The 21,243-nt window shown below is 64.5% G+C and carries 19 protein-coding genes; 2 read left to right on the top strand and 17 right to left on the bottom strand.

Annotated elements, in window-relative coordinates; translation table 11 throughout:
• Positions 1-63: 63 nt before the first annotated feature.
• The 4 genes from QCM77_RS20600 to QCM77_RS20585 all read right to left on the bottom strand — a co-directional run bounded on the left by QCM77_RS20600 (position 64) and on the right by QCM77_RS20585 (position 5,594).
• Positions 64-1,734: an arylsulfatase gene (locus tag QCM77_RS20600; protein WP_462676350.1), complete on the bottom strand. Its 1,671-nt coding sequence runs from the start codon at positions 1,732-1,734 to the stop codon at positions 64-66.
• Positions 1,735-1,848: 114 nt separating this feature from the next.
• On the bottom strand, positions 1,849-2,844 hold the full coding sequence (locus QCM77_RS20595; RefSeq protein ID WP_279663788.1) for a formylglycine-generating enzyme family protein: 996 nt from the start codon (positions 2,842-2,844) through the stop codon (positions 1,849-1,851).
• Between the two features lie 607 nt (positions 2,845-3,451).
• Positions 3,452-4,834: a LysM peptidoglycan-binding domain-containing M23 family metallopeptidase gene (locus QCM77_RS20590; RefSeq protein ID WP_279663789.1), complete on the bottom strand. Its 1,383-nt coding sequence runs from the start codon at positions 4,832-4,834 to the stop codon at positions 3,452-3,454.
• A 109-nt stretch (positions 4,835-4,943) separates the two neighbouring features.
• Positions 4,944-5,594 (bottom strand): protein-L-isoaspartate(D-aspartate) O-methyltransferase, encoded by a 651-nt coding sequence (locus QCM77_RS20585; RefSeq protein WP_279663790.1) that lies wholly within the window; start codon positions 5,592-5,594, stop codon positions 4,944-4,946.
• Positions 5,595-5,818: 224 nt separating this feature from the next.
• Here QCM77_RS20585 and QCM77_RS20580 point away from each other — a divergent pair, with 224 nt between their 5' ends.
• Positions 5,819-6,190, top strand: coding sequence for a response regulator (locus QCM77_RS20580; protein WP_279663791.1), 372 nt, complete (start codon positions 5,819-5,821; stop codon positions 6,188-6,190).
• A gap of 19 nt (positions 6,191-6,209) precedes the next feature.
• Here QCM77_RS20580 and surE read toward each other — a convergent pair whose 3' ends face one another.
• The 12 genes from surE to QCM77_RS20520 form a co-directional block, all read right to left on the bottom strand.
• Positions 6,210-6,977 carry a 5'/3'-nucleotidase SurE gene (gene surE / locus QCM77_RS20575; RefSeq protein WP_279663792.1) on the bottom strand — a complete coding sequence of 256 codons (768 nt, stop codon included), beginning with the start codon at positions 6,975-6,977 and terminating at the stop codon, positions 6,210-6,212.
• Between the two features lie 105 nt (positions 6,978-7,082).
• A complete protein-coding gene (locus tag QCM77_RS20570; protein WP_279663794.1) occupies positions 7,083-7,445 on the bottom strand; it encodes a hypothetical protein in 363 nt (120 codons plus the stop codon).
• Between the two features lie 94 nt (positions 7,446-7,539).
• The gene (gene serS, locus QCM77_RS20565; RefSeq protein WP_279663796.1) at positions 7,540-8,871 is read right to left on the bottom strand and encodes a serine--tRNA ligase; all 1,332 of its coding nucleotides are present in this window, start codon (positions 8,869-8,871) and stop codon (positions 7,540-7,542) included.
• 208 nt (positions 8,872-9,079) lie between these two features.
• Complete coding sequence (gene tatC / locus QCM77_RS20560) at positions 9,080-9,892, bottom strand: twin-arginine translocase subunit TatC (protein WP_279663797.1); 813 nt, start codon at positions 9,890-9,892, stop codon at positions 9,080-9,082.
• Positions 9,889-10,428, bottom strand: a complete 540-nt coding sequence (gene tatB / locus QCM77_RS20555; RefSeq protein WP_279663798.1) for a Sec-independent protein translocase protein TatB — start codon at positions 10,426-10,428, stop codon at positions 9,889-9,891. Before tatB ends, tatC begins: the two co-directional genes overlap by 4 nt.
• Positions 10,429-10,516: 88 nt before the next feature.
• The gene (locus QCM77_RS20550; protein WP_279663799.1) at positions 10,517-10,753 is read right to left on the bottom strand and encodes a twin-arginine translocase TatA/TatE family subunit; all 237 of its coding nucleotides are present in this window, start codon (positions 10,751-10,753) and stop codon (positions 10,517-10,519) included.
• Between the two features lie 168 nt (positions 10,754-10,921).
• On the bottom strand, positions 10,922-11,674 hold the full coding sequence (scpB, locus tag QCM77_RS20545) for an SMC-Scp complex subunit ScpB (protein WP_279663801.1): 753 nt from the start codon (positions 11,672-11,674) through the stop codon (positions 10,922-10,924).
• 21 nt (positions 11,675-11,695) lie between these two features.
• The gene (locus QCM77_RS20540) at positions 11,696-12,535 is read right to left on the bottom strand and encodes a segregation and condensation protein A (RefSeq protein WP_279663802.1); all 840 of its coding nucleotides are present in this window, start codon (positions 12,533-12,535) and stop codon (positions 11,696-11,698) included.
• Entirely contained in the window at positions 12,532-13,560 is a 1,029-nt protein-coding gene (gene nagZ / locus QCM77_RS20535) for a beta-N-acetylhexosaminidase (protein ID WP_279663803.1), read from the bottom strand. The genes QCM77_RS20540 and nagZ overlap by 4 nt, the downstream gene beginning before the upstream one ends.
• Positions 13,561-13,605: 45 nt before the next feature.
• Complete coding sequence (locus QCM77_RS20530) at positions 13,606-15,180, bottom strand: SPOR domain-containing protein (protein ID WP_279663804.1); 1,575 nt, start codon at positions 15,178-15,180, stop codon at positions 13,606-13,608.
• 142 nt (positions 15,181-15,322) lie between these two features.
• Positions 15,323-17,113, bottom strand: a complete 1,791-nt coding sequence (gene argS / locus QCM77_RS20525; RefSeq protein WP_279684639.1) for an arginine--tRNA ligase — start codon at positions 17,111-17,113, stop codon at positions 15,323-15,325.
• A gap of 9 nt (positions 17,114-17,122) precedes the next feature.
• Positions 17,123-18,331: a deoxyguanosinetriphosphate triphosphohydrolase gene (locus tag QCM77_RS20520; protein ID WP_279663806.1), complete on the bottom strand. Its 1,209-nt coding sequence runs from the start codon at positions 18,329-18,331 to the stop codon at positions 17,123-17,125.
• Positions 18,332-18,471: 140 nt separating this feature from the next.
• Here QCM77_RS20520 and erpA point away from each other — a divergent pair, with 140 nt between their 5' ends.
• Positions 18,472-18,801 carry an iron-sulfur cluster insertion protein ErpA gene (gene erpA / locus QCM77_RS20515; protein ID WP_007610737.1) on the top strand — a complete coding sequence of 110 codons (330 nt, stop codon included), beginning with the start codon at positions 18,472-18,474 and terminating at the stop codon, positions 18,799-18,801.
• A gap of 9 nt (positions 18,802-18,810) precedes the next feature.
• Here erpA and QCM77_RS20510 read toward each other — a convergent pair whose 3' ends face one another.
• Positions 18,811-21,141 (bottom strand): ATP-binding protein, encoded by a 2,331-nt coding sequence (locus tag QCM77_RS20510; protein ID WP_279684638.1) that lies wholly within the window; start codon positions 21,139-21,141, stop codon positions 18,811-18,813.
• Between the last annotated feature and the right edge of the window lie 102 nt (positions 21,142-21,243).

The following is a 21,243-nucleotide window of genomic DNA, read 5'->3' as shown; positions in this document are numbered from 1 at the left end:
CCGCAATATCTTGCTGAAAAGTGGCCGGCCTTTGGGCCGGCCACCGATGTCGGCGGTGTTCAGTTACTCGCTCTGATGACCGGACTTCTTCATCTCTGCGAGGATGCCGTCGAGGTTATAAGTCTCCGGCGCCTGCATCGGAGGGAAGTCCTTGTAAGAGAAGAGCTCCTTTTCCCAAAGCAGCTGGCCGAGCGGCAGGATATTCCAGTCGTAGAGATAGGCTGTGCTCGGCGAGCCGATCGAACCGGCATAGCCTAGCAGCGATTTGGCATCGGAGCCGACCGTCTGCTCGAATGGGTCACGCTTGATGTTGGCGACCTGGGTCCAATGGAAGCTCTGCGCTCCGAACAACCCGCCGGTCCCGGTGTCCGGCACCATCGTGTAGTACATCTTCCAGTTCTTGTAGCGTACCGCCGATGGCTGCGCGCCAGTGTAGTAGAAGAAGACTTCGCGCGCCGACTTGTCCGTGCCTTCGAGATAGGCGCGCTGATCGACGCCGTCGAGCGTCGTCTTGACGATGCCGGGATAGCTTCCAGCCTCGATCTGCTTCTTCAAAGCGTCGCCTTTCGGGCCGCCGGCGATGTCGACGAGCGTCGGCAGCCAATCAAGTGCCGACATCATCTCGCTCTTGACCGTGCCAGGCTTGATGTGGCCCGGCCAGCGAACGACCAGCGGGGCGCGCATGCCGCCTTCCCAGGTGGTCAGCTTGCCACCCTTGAAAAGGGTGGTGCCGCCGTCAGGGAAAGTGATGTTCTCGGCGCCGTTGTCTGTCGTGAAGACGACGATGGTATTGTCGAGCTGGCCCATGTCTTCGAGTTTCTTGAGGACATAGCCGATATTGTCGTCCATCTGCTTCATGCCGGCTTCGTTGAGGCCCCAGTCCTTCCCGCCCGGCTCACCGATCATCGCCTCGTATTTCGGAGGCAGCACGGTCGTGATGTGCATGCGCGCCGGGTTGTACCAGACGAAGAACGGCTTGTTGGTCTTCTTGGGATCGTTGCGATCAAGATAGTCGATGACCTTGGCCGAGATTTCTTCGTCCACGCTTCGTGATCGGTCGAGCGTCAAGGGACCTTCGTCCTTGCAGGTCTGGTTTGCTTGCGAGCCGTCCGATGATTTGCACGCCAGCACCGGCCGCGGCGGCGTCAGGCACGTCGTTGTTCGAGGATCCACGGCACCTGGGACTTCAGTGAGACCCGGGACCGGGGTTGCCTTGCACGGAGGCGCAACGCCTTGCACGGTCGGGCTCTTGTTGATGTCCGGGAAACTCACCCCCTGCATCGCGTCGAGGTGATACAGGTACCCCCAGAACTCCTGGAAACCATGCGCGGTTGGCAACGCCTCGACATTGTCACCAAGGTGATTCTTGCCGAACTCGCCCGTATTGTATCCGAGGTCGAGCAAGAACTTGGCAACGGCAGGGGTGCCAGGCCGCAGCCAGGACGGGCTGCCCGGCAGCTGCGGAGGTATCATGCCGGTGCGAAGCGGATGCATGCCGGTGAAGAAGGCGTTGCGCCCGGCGGTGCAGCTCTGCTCCGCATAATACGTCATGAAGAGCGCACCATCGTTTCCGATGCGATCGATGTTCGGAGTCTCTCCGACCATCAAGCCGCGATGGTAGATGCTCGGCTGCATGATGCCGATATCGTCGCCCATGATGAAGAGGATATTGGGCTTTTGCGCCGGCTGGGCTGCCACCGGAGTGCTGATCAACCCCGACGACGGTATCATCATCGTCGCACCGAGCAGCGCTGCGCTGGACCGCTTGAGCCAGCCTTGCTTCTTGCGTGGCATCGCGACCGAAAGCTCATCATCAAATACGCAATTCAGCATGGCATCGCTCTCCCCTTAAGATGCGTCAGAGGCTCCTCGCCTGATGCACCGAAATCCAAGATGACTTGTGGAAGTGTCGACCGGCTCCGCATGCCGCGCAGCCGGCCGGTAGCGTCGGCAGTAGTTCGGCGCGCACAAATGCGAGCCGCCTTTGATGACCTTGCGTGGAATCTTGATGTTGGTCGTCCTGGGGTCGTAGCTGTCGGCCTCGCGGCCGCCGCGCGGGTTCTCTGGAATGCAGCAGGCTTTCGCAGCGTCGGCTTCATGCCGAGGCGAGTACCAATCCGACGTCCACTCCCAGACATTGCCGATCAGATCGTGCAGCCCGTAACCGTTCGGCGGGAATGCAGTGACCGGCGATGTCCGTTCGAATCCGTCATCCATGGTGTTTTGGCGCGGAAATTCGCCCTGCCAGGTATTGGCCATGTAACGGCCGCCGGGCGTAAACTCATCTCCCCATGCGAACTCGGCACCGTCCAACCCGCCCCGTGCTGCAAATTCCCATTCCGCTTCGGTCGGCAAATCCCTGCCAGCCCATCTTGCGTAGGCGAGCGCATCGCTGAAGGCCACATGCACGACGGGATGATCGTCCAGCCCTTGGATTTTGCTCCCCGGTCCGTAGGGATGCCGCCAGTCTGCACCTTTGGCGAAAGTCCACCACTGGCTGAAGTCGCGCAGGCTAACCTCATGCCGAGGCGGCGAGAACATCAACGAGCCCGCATAGATCATGTGCGGCAGCATTCCGGGATAGTCTTTTGGATCAGGCACGATCTCGGCGACGGTGACGTGGTTCGTGGCATGCACGAACTCCGCGAACTGTCGGTTCGTCACTGGATGGCGATCCATCCAGAACGCATCCACGGTGACGCCGTGGACCGGCGCTTCCTCCGGATAGTGCCGATCCGACCCCATGCGAAACGTGCCGCCCGGCACGTACAGCATCTCCTCACCTGCGTGATGCTGGAACGATTGTCCGTAATCAGGCGGCGATTTCGTATCAGCCAGCTTCATGCCGATCTCCGGACCCGTGCGTCATTGGCCTGCGCTGCAACGGAAACGGAACGACACCCTTGCAGGTTGATCTAGATCAAAGGATACTGGTCGGGTTATTCACGACGTTGCCGGGTGCGCCAGCCTGCCATGTCCGCTGCGCCATCGAAACTGAAGCAGATTCAGAATATTAGGACGTCTCACCGGCAGCCATCGGCTACTTTGCATGGGGTTGTTTTTCGAAATTTGATTGACCGGCCCCAAAGCCTCAGGCCGAACCTGATCTCATTCCTTTTATCGCCCCCGCGACCAACGCGATCGAGGCGCGACGAACTCAGCGATTTTGAATGGGTCGGGATTCAGAGCGCTTACCGGAAAAGGAGGAGCAAGCACAAACGTTCCGCCGGCGCGAAATCGCATGAACACGATCTGCTTGCGGCATTCGTCCCAATTTTTGTTAATTCGAATTCTTCTGCGTGCTAATCTACGCCCCGGTTCACGGCAGCTTCTCGGCCTAGCGACTGCTGCTCTGGAATACCGGATCGTCCGCCCCAGTGCGCAATTGCGCACAAGGCGGACGATGACAGCGCGTGTGTGGAGGGAGCACGCTCTGCCGAAGCGACGCGCCTCACGCCCCGTTCAAGAATTGAAGCGGGTCAACCGGGCTCGATCCCTTACGGATCTCGAAGTGGAGCTGCGGCGACGCCACCTCCCCGGATTGACCCGACTTGGCAATGACCTGACCGCGCTTGATGGTATCGCCGCGCTTCACCATCAGCTCACTCGCATGGGCATATGCGGTGACGTAGCCGTTGGAGTGCCGAACCAGGACCAGATTGCCGTAACCTTTCAGCTCGTTGCCGGAATAGGCGACGACGCCGTCCTCAGCCGCCTTGACCGGCGTACCCTCGGGCACCGCGAGATTGATGCCGTCGTTGGACTTGCCATTGGTCTTGGCGCCGTAGCTCGTGACCACCTTGCCGCGCACCGGCCAGCGGAAGGTCGGCAGCGCGCTGGTGGTCTCCGCAGCTTTCGCCGGAGCTTCCGCAGTCTTCTCTTCGAGATTGGTCGTGGCCTGGGCCAGGCGCGCGCTCTGCGCCGGCGCCGCGACGGCCGCCATCTTGGTCGCGGGCGCAGGAGCGGCCGCAACGGGCTGCAGCGTACCCGCGACGGGGGCGGCTGCGACCGGAGCCGCGGCAACCGGCGCCGCGACGGCGGCGGTCTTGGCACCGGGCACGGCCAGCCTGGTGCCGAGCTTGAGCTTTGCAGACGGATTGAGGCCGTTGGCGCGGGCCAGTTCAGCCGCAGAGATATGGTTCTTGCGGGCAATGCTGGCGAGCGTGTCACCGTGGTTCACGAAGTGCGTGCTTGACGGTGCGGCAACGGCCGCAACCGGCTTCGCAGCAGGCGCCAGCGCGGGCGCAACGGGAGCCATCACCGGCGCGGGCGCAGCGGCCGTGGCCTGGTGTGGGATGATCAGTTGCTGACCGGGCGAGAGCGTGCGCGGCCCCTTGTAGCCGTTGGCAGCGAGGATCGCCTGCGGCGTGACGCGGTAGCGTTTGGCGAGCAGGTCGAGCGTATCGCTGGTGCCGACGATGATCTTGGTTCCACCGACCGGCTGCGCGGCTGCAACCGAGCGCGGCGGCACGGTGGCCGTGGTCTCCAGATGCGGCTGCGCCGGGGGTGCGTAGGAGCCGACGCCGCGACCGCCTCCGGACGTGCCGCCACCCGCTGCAACGGGATAGGATTGCGGTGCGGACACCGCCGGCGGCAAGGACTGCGACTGATAGTAGCCGGGCTGCGTCTGCGGCCGCGAATATTGCGGCAACTCACGCTGCGGCGGCGGCTGCACCGAACCGGTCGATTCCTGCGCGAAAGGATTGGAGAAGTTCGACTGGGACATGCGCGACGACATGTCGGCGCTGCACCCGGCGAAGCTGAAGGAGATCAGCGCCAGCACCGCGACCTGCGGTACGCGGCGCGAGTAAAGCAACTCGGCGACGACAGACATGGTTACTCACTCGTACGCAACAGAACTGGTCTTTTAAGTAAACACGCGCCGAGTAAATAACGGCTTAACCCTCCCAATAAGATGCTGGCAGCTCAGCCAATCCGGAATTCTACAGCTCCCGCGCCACCCCGGGCAGCGCCGGCACGAAGCGGACCTCGACGAGTTGCTTGCGCTCGATCCCGGCCTCGGTCCGGCTCAGGCGGATCAACGTCTGCACGCCCTGATGCGGGCCGACGGGCGCGATCAGGATGCCGCCCACCTCCAGCCGCTCGACCAGGTTCTCCGGAATCTGCTCCATCGCGGCCGTGACGATGATGCGGTCGAACGGGCCGATATTGGGAGGCAGATTGAGTCCGTCGCCCAGCATCACCTCGACATTGTGACAGTTAAGCTTTTCAAGCCTGATACGTGCGGCATCCGCAAGCTTGCGGTAGCGCTCGACGGTCAACACCTGGCCGGCGAGCCGCGACAGCACCGCGGCCTGGTAGCCCGAGCCGGCGCCGATCTCGAGCACGCGGTGCTTCTTCTGGAGCTGGAGCTGCTCAGTCATGTAGGCGACGACGAAGGGCTGGCTGATGGTCTGCCCGCAGGCGATCGGCAGCGCGCTGTCGCGATAGGCGCCGTCGCGATCGGCTTCGTCGACGAATTGCTCGCGCGGCACCTCCTCCATGGCCCGAAGGACCGCCTGGTCGCTGATGCCCCGACGCCTCAGCGTGAGCTGAAACATCATCTTTTCCGGCGGGTGCTGATGGGAGGTCATTGCCTGCTTGTGCTGTCTTTGGGGTCCGGGGCGCCAACCTGGAGCGCGAGATTCTCGTTCCGGCTCAGGGAACCCATGATACGCTTCGGATGGCGTATCTGACCACAAATGGCTTGCAACGGGCGAGCCTCGATGGCCCATTTTCAGGCATCCGGTCGTCGAAACGCGCATTGCGTCGATTCATGTTATCTGCGAACGTTTTGGCAATGGGCAAGGACTCAACCATGACCGCGACGGGGCTTTCCGGCCGCTCTGTATTCCTCGTCGAGGACGAGGTGATGATCAGGATGATGGTCGCGGACATGCTGGAAGAGCTCGGCTACAAGATCGCAGCCGAGGCGGGCGACATCACCGAAGCGATGCGGCTCGCCCAGGCAACCGAGTTCGACATCGCCATTCTCGACGTCAACGTCAACGGCAAGGTCATCTCGCCGGTCGCCGATGTCATCAAGGCGAAGGGCTGCCCGTTCATCTTCGCCACCGGATACGGCTCCTCCGGCCTGCCCGAACAGTACCGCGATCGGCCGGCGCTTCAGAAGCCGTTTCAGCTCGACGCGCTCGGCAAGACCATCGAAGCCGCGCTTCGCGGCGGCTAGGCCCCGTTCCAGCTCGGACTTACTTCAGCGTCGAACTCAGCGCGTCGGAAAACGCCTCGTTGGTGCGGTCGAGCCTGAGCGGCGTGACGGAGACGTAGCGTTCGCGGAGCGCCGCGAGATCGGTGCCTTCGGCCGGCGTATCCATCATCGCGGTGCGCTCGAAGCCGATCCAGAAATAGGGATTGCCACGGCCGTCCCTGCGCTCGTCGATCCTGAGGAAGCCGAGATTGCGCTTGCCCTGTCGCGTCACGCGAATGCCCAGCACATCCTCCGGCGCGCAGGACGGGAAGTTGACGTTGATGACGGTGTCCTTCGGGATGCCGGCGGCGATCACCTTGCGCAGGATGTCGGGACCGAATTTGCGCGCAGTGTCCCACGGCGGCCGCTCGCGGGTCTCGACGCTGAACTCCTGCGACAGCGCGAAAGACGGCAGCCCCAGGATGGTGCCTTCCAGCGCGCCGGCGATGGTGCCGGAATAGACCACGTCCTCGGCGACGTTGCGGCCCTTGTTGACGCCGGACAGCACGACATCGGGCAGCTTGGCGCCGAGGATATGGCGCGCGCCCATGATGACGCAGTCGGTCGGCGTGCCGCGCACCGCGAAGTGTCGCGGGCCGACCTCGCGCAGGCGCAGGGGATCGTTCAGCGACAGCGAATGCGACACGCCGGACTGGTCGAGCTCAGGCGCGACCACCCAGACGTCATCGGACAATGCGCGCGCGATCTCCTCCAGGACCTTGAGGCCGGGGGCGTGGATGCCGTCGTCATTGGTGCAGAGAATGCGCATGCGAAAGGTCGATTCCAAAAGCGGGCCTGAGCCGTCTTATCCGGCTGGGGCCGATCAGGCAAACCGGCCGATCGGGGCCGGCGGCCGGTTCCCGGCTTGGTCCGGCTACCGGCGAACGCGCCATTGCGGCAGGAAGCGCGCGAGCCGGCCCTCCGCGTGCAACTTCATCGCCGGCACGACCGGGCTCACGATTGGAGCCTCGATCACGCCGAGCGCCTCCAATTGAGTAAGGATCGGATCGGTGTCCGGCGCCTGCGGAAAGCGTTCGCGAGCCAGCGTCAGTGCCTGGTCGAAATCCGCGGCATTCACACCGGGCTTGGCCCGCCGGCTCTGGACGAGATGATCGTCCCATAGCCGCGTGATCTCGATGTCGAGCACGCCACGCAGCCGCTGATCGACAGCCTGGATGCCGGCACCTGTCACCGCCCATTGTCTGCCGACCCAGAAGATGTCGCGGTGCAAGGCCATGAACGATCGGTTCGCGTTGTCGGGTGGCTAGCAGGATAACCGGCCGCCCGATCTTCGCAACCAAACGTTTCTCCGTTTCAGATCGGCAACACGCCTAGTCGCGCGCGACCACCTTCAGCCCGCCCATATAGGGCTGGAGCACGCTGGGGACCGCGATCGAGCCGTCCTCCTGCTGATAGGTCTCCATCACGGCGATCAGCGCGCGGCCGAGCGCGGTGCCGGAGCCGTTGAGCGTGTGCACGAACCGCGGCTTGCCGTCGGGGCCGCGCGAGCGCGCGTCCATCCGGCGGGCCTGGAAATCGCCGCACACCGAGCAGCTCGAGATCTCGCGGAATGCCCCGCCGTCGCCCTGGCCTGGCATCCAGACCTCGATGTCATAGGTTTTTTGCGACGAGAAACCCATATCTCCCGCGCACAGCGTCATCACGCGATAATGCAGGTCGAGCCGCCGCAGCACTTCCTCGGCACAGGCGAGCATGCGCTCGTGCTCGTCCTTGCTCGTCTCCGGCGTCGTGATCGAGACCAATTCCACTTTGGTGAACTGGTGCTGGCGGATCATGCCGCGGGTGTCGCGCCCCGCAGCGCCCGCCTCAGCGCGGAAGCACGGCGTCAATGCGGTGAGCCGCATCGGCAACTGCTTCTCGTCGAGAATGGATTCGCGGACGAGGTTGGTGAGGGCAACCTCGGCGGTCGGGATAAGGCCGAGGCGCTCGGTCATCAGCCGCTCGGGGTCCGGCGCAGCCAGGAGCTCGCCCTTGATCGCCCAGAACTGATCGTCCTCGAATTTCGGCAACTGCCCGGTGCCGAACATCACCTCGTTGCGCACCAGCAGCGGCGGATTGATCTCGGTGTAGCCGTGCTCGTTGGTATGCAGGTCGAGCATGAACTGGCCGAGCGCGCGCTCCAGTCTCGCCAACCCCTTCTTCAGCACGACGAAGCGCGCGCCGGAGAGCTTTGCCGCCGCCTCGAAATCCATGTAGCCGAGCGCAGTGCCGAGATCGTCGTGCAGCTTCGGCCCGAAGCCGTAGTTGCGCTTGTTGCCGAACACATGGTGCTGAACGTTTCCGTGCTCGTCGAGGCCGTCGGGCACTTCGTCGAACGGAATGTTCGGGATCGCGGACAGCTCCATTGTCAGCAACTCGTCGGCAGCCTTCGTGGCCGCCTCGAGCTCCGGCATCGTGGTCTTGAGCTCGGCGACCTCCGCCATCAGCTTCGCTGCGCGCGCATCGTCCTTCGCCTTCTTGGCATCGCCGATTTCCTTGGAGGCCGCATTGCGCCGCGCCTGCGCCTGCTCCGAGGCCAGGATCGCCCCCCGCCGCGTCTCGTCGATCGCGAGCAGCGACGCCGACAACGGCTTCAGGCCCCGTCGCGCGAGGCCGGCGTCGAAGGCTTGCGGGTTGTCGCGGATCGATTTGATGTCGTGCATGGCAGCGGTCCTGGGGCAGCGCGTTAACATACAACGGCAAACGTTGTACGTCAGCGCGTCTCCCTAGCACTCTGTCATCGCCTGCGAAAGCGGGCGATCCAGTATTCCAGAGACGTCAGTGATTCCCCGATAAGCCGCGGCGTACTGGATTCCCTGCTCCAGTGCGCAATTGCGCACAAGGCGGGGAATGAGAGCGGAGCTAGCGGCCCTACTCCGCCGGATTGGCCGGCGTCGATACGTCAGTGCCGGTGGTGGCCTTTGACGCTGCCGCCTTCTTCTCCACGATCCCCACCGCGATGATCGAGCCCTCGTAGAGCGCGAGCAAGGGGATCGCGAGCGAGCACTGGCTGAGCACGTCGGGCGGGGTCAGAACGGCGGCGATGACGAAGGCGACGACGATGAAATAGCGGCGCTTCTCGCGCAGCATTTTTGACGTGACGATGCCGATGCGGCCGAGCAGCGTCAGGATCACCGGAAGCTGGAAGGCGATGCCGAAGGCGAAGATCAGCGACATCATCAGCGACAGATATTCGCCGACCTTGGGCAGCAGCTGGATCTGCGCGGTCTCGTCGCTGCCGGCCTGCTGCATCCCGAGCGAGAAGCGGACCAGCATCGGCAGCACGACGAAATAGACCAGTGCCGCGCCCAGCACGAAGAAGAACGGCGTCGCGACCAGATACGGCAGGAAGGCCTGCTTCTCGTGCTTGTAGAGGCCGGGCGCCACGAATTTGTAGATCTGCGTCGCGACGATCGGGAACGAGATGAAGCCGGCGCCGAACAGCGCGAGCTTGAGCTGGGTGATGAAATATTCCAGCAGCGCCGTGTAGATGAACTTGGAGTTCTCCGGGCCTGCGACCCACACGAACGGCCAGACCAGCACGTTGTAGATCTGCTTGGCGAAGAAGAAGCAGAGGATGAAGGCAATGCCGAAGCCGAGCAGCGCCTTGATCAGCCGCGACCGCAGCTCGATCAGATGATCCATCAAGGGGGCTTTGCTGGCCTCGATATCGGCGGCGCTCATGACGCTTTGGCGTCCTTGATCGACTCGGCCGGCGCAGTGTCCTGGGTGACCGAACCTTGCGTGACCTGCGCCTGCTCGACCTCACGGATGATGGCGAGCGGCTCGTTCACGGTCGCATGCGCCTCGGCTTCCGCGAAAGTCTCGGGCGTCGGCGCTTCCGGCGTGGTGGGCGTCGTCAGCGCTTCGCTTGAAGTCGCGGGCGGTTCGACAGCGGTGGTGGTCGACGTCTCGGCCGGCTTGTCCAGCGCATCGACGCGGAGCGCGTCGCTGACGTCCTTCTGCAGCGAGGTCATCAGATTGTTGCCGGCGAAGCCGGAAGCCGCTTCCTTGACCTCGTCAAAACTCTTCTTGAGGTCGGCCATCTCGGCCTCGCGCATCGCTTCCTGGAACTGGCCCTGGAATTCGGCGGCCATCTTGCGCGCCTTGCCCATCCACTGCCCGACCATGCGCAGCACGCCCGGCAGCTCTTTCGGGCCGATGGCGATCAGGGCCACGACCCCGATCAGGACCAGTTCACTCCACCCGATGTCGAACATGAGGTCTTCCGTTCACGCCAGCCGCAGCCGGCCCAATCCCTCGCGCGCAGGATCGGGGCCGCTACCCGCGTCTCGCGTGCTCTCTGGCTCAGACGGCCTTGCTGCCGACGTCGGTCCGTGCCGCGGTCGGCGCGGCATTGTTGTGCTCGATGGACTTGGCCGGCTCGGGCTTGTCGGCGACCTTGTCGTCGTCCTGCATGCCCTTCTTGAACGCCTTGATGCCCTGCGCCACGTCGCCCATCAGATCCGAAATCTTGCCGCGGCCGAACAGCAGCAGGACCACTGCGATCACCAGGATCCAGTGCCAAATGCTGAGTGAACCCATCCTGCAACCCTCCAAACGCGCATGGCCGGGGACCCGGCCGATCTTCACCGAAACCTAGGCTTGGCAGGTGTCAAAAACAAGGACCAAGGCAGCGCCAATTCGCTGTTGGCGCTACGTAATTTTGCTAGTGTTAACTGGTCGCAGGGGGTCGGTGAGAGGGCCGGGACGTCAGTCCTCGCTGCTGCCCTCGCCACCCTCATTGCCGCCTTCCGGCGGCGTCTCGGGCTCGACCGCAGGCGCCAGCGCGAGATCCAGGTCCTCGCCCGGTTCCAGCGGATCCTCGTCCTCACGCAACGTCGGGTCATCCGACGGCGTCGGCACGCTGAATCCGGTCGGCAGGCGCGAATCCAGGAGACCCGTGCCCTTCAGTTCCTCGAGGCCCGGCAGATCGCCGAGCTGTTCCAGAGTGAACTGCGACAGGAAGTCCTCGGTGGTTCCGAAGGTCAACGGACGGCCCGGCGTCTTGCGACGGCCGCGCGGCTTGATCCAGCCGGTTTCCAGCAGCACGTCCAGCGTGCCCTTCGAGGTGACGACGCCGCGGATCTCCTCGATCTCGGCGCGCGTCACCGGCTGGTGATAGGCGATGATCGCCAGCACCTCGATCGCGGCGCGCGACAGGCGGCGGGTCTCGGTGCTCTCGCGGGTCATCAGCCAGGCGAGATCGCCCGCGGTGCGGAAGGTCCATTTGTTGGCGACCCTTACGAGGTTCACGCCGCGCAAGGAATAGTCGGCCTGCAACTGTTCGAGCGCGGCTTTCACGTCCACGCCCTCGGGCATGCGCTTGGCCAGCGTCGCGGTGTCCAGCGGTTCATTCGAAGCGAACAGCAGCGCTTCCAGCAACCGCAATTCTTCGGGACGTGCCTGGGACTCGTTCTCCATCGGCTCGGCCTCTTCTACCCGCACTTCAGCCAGGCTTGCCATGGCAGATTCTCCTTGTTGCACTTAAGCGACCGGCGCATCGGGCGCAGGAGCTGCGTCCATGACCGGCTTGGGGCGCCCCTTCCGGAAATAGATGGGCGCAAACGCCTCTTTCTGATTCAGTTCGAGCTGACCTTCGCGCACCAGCTCGAGCGCAGCCGCAAAACTCGAGGCGAGCACCGTCGCGCGCTGCGTCGGATCGGCGACGTGCCGGAGCAGAAAATCATCAAGAACGCCCCAATCGTCCTGCTCGGTGATGCTGCCGACCAGCCGCTCCAGCGTGGCGCGCGCCTCGGCGAGCGACCACACCGTGCGCTTGGCCAGATGCACGCTCGCCAGCACGCGCGACTGGCGCTGCGAGGCATAGGCGGTGAGCAGGTCATAGAGCGTCGCGGTATATTTCGGATGCTTGATCTCGGCGATCTGCTCGGGCTCACCGCGCGGGAAGATGTCGCGCAGCAATTGCTGCCTGTTCATCAGTCGGTTGGCGGCTTCGCGAATGGCCTCCAGCCGGCGCAGGCGGTTGGCGAGCGCCGTCGCCATCTGCTCCGCGCTCGGGCCTTCCGCACTCGGCGGCTCCGGCAGCAGCAGGCGCGATTTCAGGAAGGCGAGCCAGGCCGCCATGACGAGATAGTCGGCGGCAAGCTCGAGCCGGATCTTTCGCGCGGCTTCGATGAAGTGGAGGTACTGGTCGGCGAGCGCGAGGATCGAGATCTTGGCGAGATCGACCTTCTGCTGCCGCGCCAATGCGAGCAGCAGATCGAGCGGACCCTCATAGCCCTCGACGTCCACCACCAACGCCGGCTCACCCTCGGCGAGCTCTGCGGGCCGCCCGGTTTCAAACGATAGGATTTCTGCGGTCATGCGGATGCCGTGTTTGTCCGTGCGATCAATGCGTCCAGTTCGGCGCGTGCGGCCGCGCGGTCGAGCGGCTGCGGTGCCTTACGCGCCGCGAGCGCGGCGTTCGCCCGCTCCAGCGCCCTGCCCGCCAATTCGGGTGTCTGGCCGGCGACCTCGCGCATCTCCTCGATGTTGCCGTTACAATGCAGGGCCATGTCGCAACCGGCCGCGAAGATGGCGCGAGTCCGCTCGGCGATATTCCCCGACAGCGCGTTCATCGACACGTCATCACTCATTAACAAACCCTGGAACCCGATCACGCCGCGAATCACCTCAGCGATCATTGTCGCAGATGTCGTCGCCGGATGGGCGGGGTCGACCGCGCTAAACACAACATGTGCAGTCATGGCCATCGGCAAATCCGCCAACGGCTTGAATGCCGCAAAGTCGGTCCGATCCAGCTCGTCTCGCGGCGTATCGACCGTCGGCAGCTTGAAATGGGTATCGGCGGTGGCCCGGCCATGACCGGGAATGTGCTTGAGGACCGGCAGCACGCCGCCCTCCTCCAGGCCCTCGGTGACGGCGCGAGCGATCGCGGCGACTTTGCCAGGTTCGGTGCCGTAAGCCCTGTTCCCGATCACGGCATCGGCGCCCGCCACCGGCACGTCAGCCAGCGGCAAGCAATCCACGGTAATGCCGAGATCGGCCAGATCGGCCGCGATCAGCCGGGCGCTGATGCGCGCGGCGGTCAGCCCGAGCGCCGAATCAGTGTCGAAGAGGCCTGCGAAAATGGCGCCCGGCGGATAGACCGGCCAGTGCGGCGGTCCCAGCCGCTGCACCCGTCCGCCCTCCTGGTCGATCAGGACAGGGGCATCAGCAGAGCCTGCAACCGCCCGCAATTCCGCAACGAGCGCAGCAACTTGAGCCGGCGTCTCTACATTGCGCTTGAAGAGGATGAAACCCCATGGGCGCTCGCTACGGATAAACTCCCGCTCGGCGGCGGTCAGTTCCGTTCCGGATACGCCGGTAATGAAGGCCCGCGTGCTCATACGGCCGATTAACCCTGACCCGCGAGGGGGTCAAGGAAACGGCCGTTAATTCCTCTGGATGAGACACTGTGGTCCACCGGCAGCCTTCAGGCTGTTGCAGACCTGCGTCGCCTCCGCGGCCGAACCATAGGGCCCGGCGAAGGCGCGGTAGACGATACCCTTGCCCTTGTCGGTCAGATCGGTCCGCTTGATCACCGCCGAGCGCGATCCAAGTATGCTGCCATACTTGCTTTGAAGCACCCGGTAGGATGCGGCGGCGCTGTCCTCGTTCTGCTGCGAGGAGACCTGGACGATGAAGCCGCCGCCACCGCTGCTCGCGGGCGCAATTTGCGTCGGATTGCTCGCGGCCATCCGTTGTGGAGGCTCGGCCGCCGGTGCCGATTGTGGCGCCAGCGACAGAGGCTGGTTGGCGCTAGCATTGGCCGAGGTCGGCGGCGTGCGCGAGGCGATCGGCGCAGCAGGTGCAGCGACCGGCTTCGGCGCAGTGGCCGGCTTGGCCGCAGCCGATTGCGGCGCCGCGCTATCGGTCTGATCGCCCTTCACGGCCACGGTCCTGATCGAGCGCGGCGAATTGTTCGGCAGCGTACCGTTGCTCGGATTCGGCCCCGCACTCGACGGCGGAATGTTGGACGGCGACACGCTCGCGACCGTCGGCGGATTCGCGTTCTGGTTCAGCGGCGGGAACACCACGCGGGGACCTCCCACCTTGGCGTTGACGTCGACAGGCGCCTCCTCGCGCGGCACGATCTTCTCGGTGCCATCACCGGTGACCATGCGATCCGGCACCTTGGCCGAGGAGTCCGACGGCGCCGGCACGACCTTGGTCGGCGTGTTGTCGGCCTTGATGATCGGCGGCTCGCCGCTGCGGGGCGAGCCCACATAGGTCTTGTAGGCGAAGGCCGCGCCGGTCCCGATCACGGCAAGTGCCAGGATCGCCGCGACCGTCATCATGCCGCCGCGCTGCTTCTTCGGCTCGTCGAGATCGGCCTCGGGATAGTCGCTCTGGAACGCGTAAGGATCGTCGGGATAGGCGGGATCGCGCTGATAGTCCTGCTCGCCCGCCTCCAGCCGTCCGTAGAGCGCATCGTCGTAGCGCGCCGGATCTGGCTGCTGATACGGCTCCTGATAGGCTTGCTCCTGGTGAGCCTGATCGTGCTGCTGGTACGCCTGATCCTGATAGGCCTGAGCTTGATAGGCCTGATCCTGATAGGCCTGCGGCTGATGAAAATCGGGCTCGGGCTCGGTCGGCTGGGCTGAATAACGATGCAACGGATGAACCGGGTTTGCGGAAACGGGATAGGCAGGCTCGTCCGGCGCCGTCTGGGGCTGCACATTGGCGCGCCGCATCCATGAGGGTGGCCCGGGCGGCGGCGGTGCCTGCTCGGCATAGTCCTGCTGGTCATCGACCTGCCGATAGTCGTCGTCCTGAGAGCTCTGGGCAGGCGCCGGCGCTGCTGGCGGATGCGCGCCCGGGCGCCCCTGCGCTGCGAACGGATCGGTCTGTCCGATCAGGCGAGCGAGTTCGGCCAAGGGATCGCCGCTCTCTGGCCTCCCATGCTGATCGCCACCGCGACCATAGTCATCGGAAGGAAACGGTCTGTCCTGATATCGTTCGGCCATCGTGATGATGCGTCCCTTCGGGAAAGCCGCGCGCCCCCTCGACCAAGGCACGGCTTTCGACCCACAAGGCTTTCAACCAAGTCTAAGCGATCCGGCTTCTGCCGGTTACCCCCAAAATTCCCCTTAAGTAGTTCGCCCCAAACTACCGCATCTCGTCCGGAGCATGGACGCCGAGGATGGCGAGGCCCGATGCCAGGACAGAGACGACGCCCTGGACCATGGCCAGCCGCGCCTTCGTTAGATCTGCATCATTATTGATAATGAAGCGTAAATAGGGCAAATCGCGCCCCTTCGTCCAAAGTGCATGAAATTCGCTGGCTAAATCATAGAGATAGAAGGCAATTCGGTGCGGCTCGTGGGCGCTTGCTGCCGCTTCCAGCATGCGCGGAAAAATTGCGAGCCGCTTAAGAAGGTCGAGTTCAGCCGGGTCCGACAGCCGCTCCACCGCCGACTCACCGAGCCAGGCGATGCGCTTATTCGTATCCTCCGGGAGTTCCGGAAACACTTCGGCCCGGGCATTGCGGAAGATCGAGTGGCCGCGGGCGTGGCCGTACTGGACGTAGAACACCGGGTTGTCGCGCGACTGTTCCATGACCTTGGCGAGGTCGAAGTCGAGCACCGCGTCGTTCTTGCGGTAGAGCATCATGAATCGGACGGCGTCCTGGCCGACTTCATCCACCACCTCACGCAAGGTGACGAAGTCCCCACTCCGCTTCGACATTTTCACCGGCTCGCCGTTGCGCAGCAACTTCACGAGCTGGACGATCTTGACGTCGAGCGCCCCCTTGCCGGAGGTCGTCGCCTTCACCGCCGCCTGCATGCGCTTGATGTAGCCGCCATGGTCGGCGCCCCAGACGTCGATCATCTCGGCAAAACCACGGTCGAACTTGTTCTTGTGGTAGGCGATGTCGGCGGCGAAGTAGGTGTAGGAATTGTCCGACTTGATCAGCGGACGATCGACGTCGTCGCCATAGGCGGTCGCCTTGAACAGCAACTGCTCGCGATCTTCCCAATCCTCGGCCGGAGCCCCCTTTGGCGGCGGCAGACGGCCCTGGTAGATGTCGCCCTTGGCGCGCAGGAAATCGATGGTCTCGGCGACCTTATTCTTGCCGGCATCCAGCAGCGAGCGCTCGGAGAAGAACACGTCGTGGCGGATGTTGAGTGCGGCGAGATCGTCCTTGATCTCGTCCATCATCATCGCGATCGCCTTGGCGCGAACCGTCGGCAACCACGCGCCCTCGCTCATTGCGAGGAGCTTGTCGCCATGCTCCTTCACCAGCGCCTGCCCGACCGGCTTCAGATAGTCGCCGGGATAAAGGCCTTCCGGAATCGCGCCGATATCCTCGCCGAGCGCCTCGCGATACCGGAGAAACGCGGAGCGGGCGAGTACGTCGACCTGCGCGCCGGCGTCGTTGATGTAGTATTCGCGGGTAACATCATGGCCACCGAACTCGAGCAGGCTGGCCAGCGCGTCGCCGAACACGGCGCCGCGGCAATGGCCGACATGCATCGGTCCGGTCGGATTGGCCGAGACGTATTCGACGTTGACCTTGGAACCGCCGCGGACGCGGCCGTAATCGGCGCCCTCGCGCAGCACGGTCTGCAGCGCTTCCGCCCAGGCAGCCGGCTTCAGCGTCAGGTTGATGAAGCCCGGGCCGGCGACGTCGACCTTGGCGATCAGCGCATCCGCGCGCAGCCGCTCGGCGATCTGCTCGGCGAGGTCGCGCGGCTTTGCCTTTGCCTCTTTCGCAAGCACCATGGCGGCGTTGGTCGCCATGTCGCCATGGGAAGCATCGCGCGGCGGCTCGACCACCACACGCGAGAAATCGATGCCCTCGGGCCAGTTGGCTTCCACCGCGAGCGCGCGACAGACGGCGTGCACGCGCGCGAGCACGTCGGCGAACAGGTGCAGTGCTGAGGATGTGTCGGGCATGGGCGCCGCCTAACGCAAATCCGGGGTCGAGTCAAAGAGCCGCTGGTGCTCGGTCAGGGCGAAACGGTCGGTCATTCCGGCAATGAAATTGCCGATCCGGCGGGCCCGGTCGCCCTCATCGGCCGCCTCCGCCGCGACCAGCCATTCCGGCGGCAGCTCGCCGGGAGATTTGAGGTATTTTGCGAACAGGTCGAACAGGATCTGTTCCGCCTCGCCCATCACCCGCATCACCCGCTTGTGGCGGTACATGTGCTGATAGAGAAAGCGCTTGATGGCGGCCTCCTCCTCGGCGACCTCGGCGGGGAACGCGATCAGCGCCCGGCCCTGCTGGCGCACGTCCCGGGCGGATTGCGGTTTCACGGCGGCGAGGTTCTGCTGCGCCTCCGAGAACACCGCGCCGATCAGGTGCGAGATCAGCTCGCGCACCAGCTCGGCGCCGCGCCTGACGTCCTCGATATCGGGGTAATGTGCAGAAGTCTCGGCGATGATCTCCGCGGTCAGCGGCATCACCTTGAGGTCGTCGAGGTGGAACAGGCCGGCGCGCAGGCCGTCGTCGATGTCGTGGGCATCATAGGCGATGTCGTCGGCGATCGCGGCGACCTGTGCCTCCAGCGAGGCGAAGCTCCACAATTCGAGATCGTAGGTCTTGATGTAGTCGGCGATGCCGACGGGAATGCCGTGCTCGCGATAACGCCCGACCGGCGCGCCGCTGCGATCGGTCAGCGGACCGTTGTGCTTAACGATTCCCTCCAGCGACTCCCAGGTCAGGTTCAGCCCGTCGAATTCGGGATAGCGGTGCTCCAGCGCCGCAACGACGCGGAGCGTCTGGGCGTTGTGGTCGAAGCCGCCAAAATCCTTCAGGCAGGCGTCCAGTGCCCGCTCGCCGGCATGGCCGAACGGCGGATGGCCGAGGTCGTGGGCGAGCGCGAGGGTTTCCGTGAGGTCCTCATCCAGCCCGAGCTGCCGGGCCAGAGCGCGGGCGATCTGCGCCACCTCCAGCGAATGGGTCAGCCGGGTGCGGTAGTGGTCGCCCTCATGGAACACGAACACCTGGGTCTTGTACTTCAGGCGGCGGAACGCGGTGGAATGGATCACCCGGTCGCAATCCCGCCGGAACGGGCTGCGGGTCCGGCTCGGCGGCTCCGCGACCAACCGGCCGCGGCTGCGCTCGGGATCGCAGGCATAGGACGCGTGAGGGGCAGCCATTCCGACGGACACGGCGAATTTAGTCCCTATCCATTTGATTCTGCGTATGGTGGTACTTAACTATGCTGGACGCGTGATACCAAATGAATTGGGCAAGTGACCTTATTGGGCAAATGACCTTGGTGTGACTGCGGGACTATCGGAGACCAACGATGACGACTGACGTGACCATCAGTGACAAGGCCGCGCGCCGGATTGGGGAGATCCTCAAGGGCGAAGGGTCTGGCGCGATGCTGCGGATCTCCGTCGAGGGCGGTGGCTGTTCCGGCTTCCAATACAAGTTCGACATTGACCGTGCCCGCACCGACGACGATCTCGTGATCGAGCAGGACAATGCGGTGGTGCTGGTCGATTCCGCCTCGCAGCCGTTCCTGGCGGGGTCGCAGGTCGATTTCGTCGACGACCTGATCGGCGCCTCGTTCCGCGTCAACAATCCCAACGCGACCGCGTCCTGCGGCTGCGGCACCAGCTTCTCGATCTGACGTCGCCGGCTAGGCGCCGGTGATCTGCCTTTCCTCGTCCGTGCAGTCCGCCTCGACCGGCATCTGCTCCGGCTGAAGCGATGCGTCCCCCGACACCAATTGGCCGTCCAGCGCGCCCAGCAATGCCGCGACCAGCGCGGGCTTGCGCAACGGTTTAGCCAGGAAGTCGGACATGCCCGCTTCGCGGCAGATCTTGACATCTTCGGGGAAGGCGTTGGCGGTCAGCGCGATGATCGGCAGGGCTTCGAAGCGCCCGCCCTGCGCGCGGATCACACGCGTCGCGGCAAGGCCGTCCATTTCAGGCATGCGCACGTCCATCAGCACGACATCGTAATCGCTCTCGGCAACCGCCTCGACGGCCCCGACGCCGTCAGTCACGACCCGCAGCTCGACGTCGAAGGCGCCGAGCATCTTGGTGACGACCATGCGATTGACCGCATCGTCCTCCGCGACCAGCACGTTCAGCGGTCGATCGAGATTTGCGATGCGGGCCTTGAGGACGTCGGCTTGGTCGCGGTCTGCATTGTGGTCGGATGCCTGCGCCTGGCTCCAGGGCAGCACCAGCGTGAAGCGGAAGGTCGAGCCCTCGCCCGGCGTCGAGGTGACACCGATGGTGCCGCCCATCTGCTCGATGATGCGCCGGGAGATCGCAAGCCCAAGCCCGGTTCCGCCGAAGCGGCGGCTGATCGATGCGTCGGCCTGGGCGAAGTCAGAGAAGAGCTGGCCGAGCTTCTCGGGGGCGATGCCGATGCCGCTGTCTGTCACGCTCCATTCGACGGTGGCGAGCAGATCGCGGCGGGCCTGACAGACAGCTGCGATCGTGACTTCGCCTTCGTCGGTGAACTTCACCGCGTTGGAGGCGAGATTGAGCAGCACCTGGCGGATACGCGCGACATCGCCGCGCAGCGTCGGCGGCAGATTGGGATCGAGCTCGACCTTGACCGCGAGCCCCTTGCTCTTGGCGCTCGCGCGCACGACAGTCGCCACTGCTTCGACCAGCGCGTGCGGCGCGAAGTCGATCGCCTCGAACGCGAAGCGTCCGGCCTCGAGCTTGGAGAGATCGAGGATGTCGTTGAGGATGCGCTGGAGATTGTCGCCGGACTCGCGAATCGACGTGACGGCCTCGTGCTGCTCCGGATCGAGTTTTGTCTCCAGCAGCATGCTGGCGAGCCCGAGCACGCCGTTCATCGGCGTGCGGATCTCGTGGCTCATCACCGCGAGGAAGTCCGACTTGGCGCGGCTCTCGGCCTCGGCCTTTTCCGCGCGCCAGCGCTCGGTCACGTCGCGGCCGAAGCCGCGATAGCCGAGGAATTGACCGTCGCGGTCGTACGCCGGCTTCGCAGTGAGCGACCACAGCCGCGCCTCGCCGCCGGCGACGACCTTGATGCTCATCTCGTGCAGTGGTTCGGCGTGCTCCATCAGGCCGACGACGTTGTAGGCCGCGCTCTTGTCCTCGGGGCAGAGCATGTCGAGCACGTCGGCGAAGTGCGATCCCTTCAGCAGCGGAAGCGGCAGCTGTGCGACGTCGGCGAAGCGTTCGGGCACGTCGGTGAGATGCCCTTCGGCATCGGTCTGCCACAGCCAGTCGCTGGCGTTCTCCTGAAAATCCTTCAGCAGCAGCGAGATGATCTCGGTCTGGCGCTCGAGCTCGAGCTGGGCCTTGAGATTGCCGAGGAACAGATTGCCTTGCGAGACGATGTTACGCGCCATGAAGAACGCGAACAGCAGCAGGAACACTGCGGTCGCGAGATAAGGCCCGGCACCGCACAACAGCAGCGCACCGGCGCAGGCGATCGTCGTCGTCGCGAGATAGACGAGGCCGGCGCGCGGGAAGGTCGAGAGCGTGAAGGCGCCGCCGGACATCATGCCGACCATCAGGCAGGCCAGAATAAGCTGGCTGGTCGGCTCGATGCGGCTGAACAGGGCGAGCGGCAGCGTGCCCCAGATCGCGGCGAGGAAGAATGCCTGCCGCAACATCTGCCGCGCGGCGCGGGGCGAGGCCTCCTGCGGCGGGTTCTGATGCGATCGCCGCCACGCGCGCACCGCGAGCGACGCGGTGGCGGCGAGGGTCACGCCCCAGATCGCGAGAAAGTCGTTCCAGCCCCGGCCCCAAAACAGGATCAGCACGATGGCGACGTTGAGCATGGTGACCGCCATCGCCACCGGGATCAGCCGCGTCACTGCGTCGATCTGCTTGGCGCGGATGCGGCGCAACTCGCGCTCGCTGAGATCGGCGGTCAGGCCGTCCTCGATCTCGAAGCCGCCGAGCCAGTACAGGAATGCGCCGATCAGGCCGTCGCGCGGCTCGGTTCGCTTCATGGATTTGTCCGGCCATCCCATTCGAAAAACCTTTTCAGTATCAATGGCCCAGGCCCGGCTTAAGCCGGGTTAATTTTGTGGGAGATTTTGCAGCGTCCTTGACGGGCGCGTTTGCAGTTTGTT

Source organism: Bradyrhizobium nivariense (assembly GCF_029846695.2).
In the GTDB taxonomy this organism is placed as follows: Bacteria; Pseudomonadota; Alphaproteobacteria; order Rhizobiales; family Xanthobacteraceae; genus Bradyrhizobium.
This window is presented reverse-complemented; position numbering and strand designations above follow the sequence as displayed.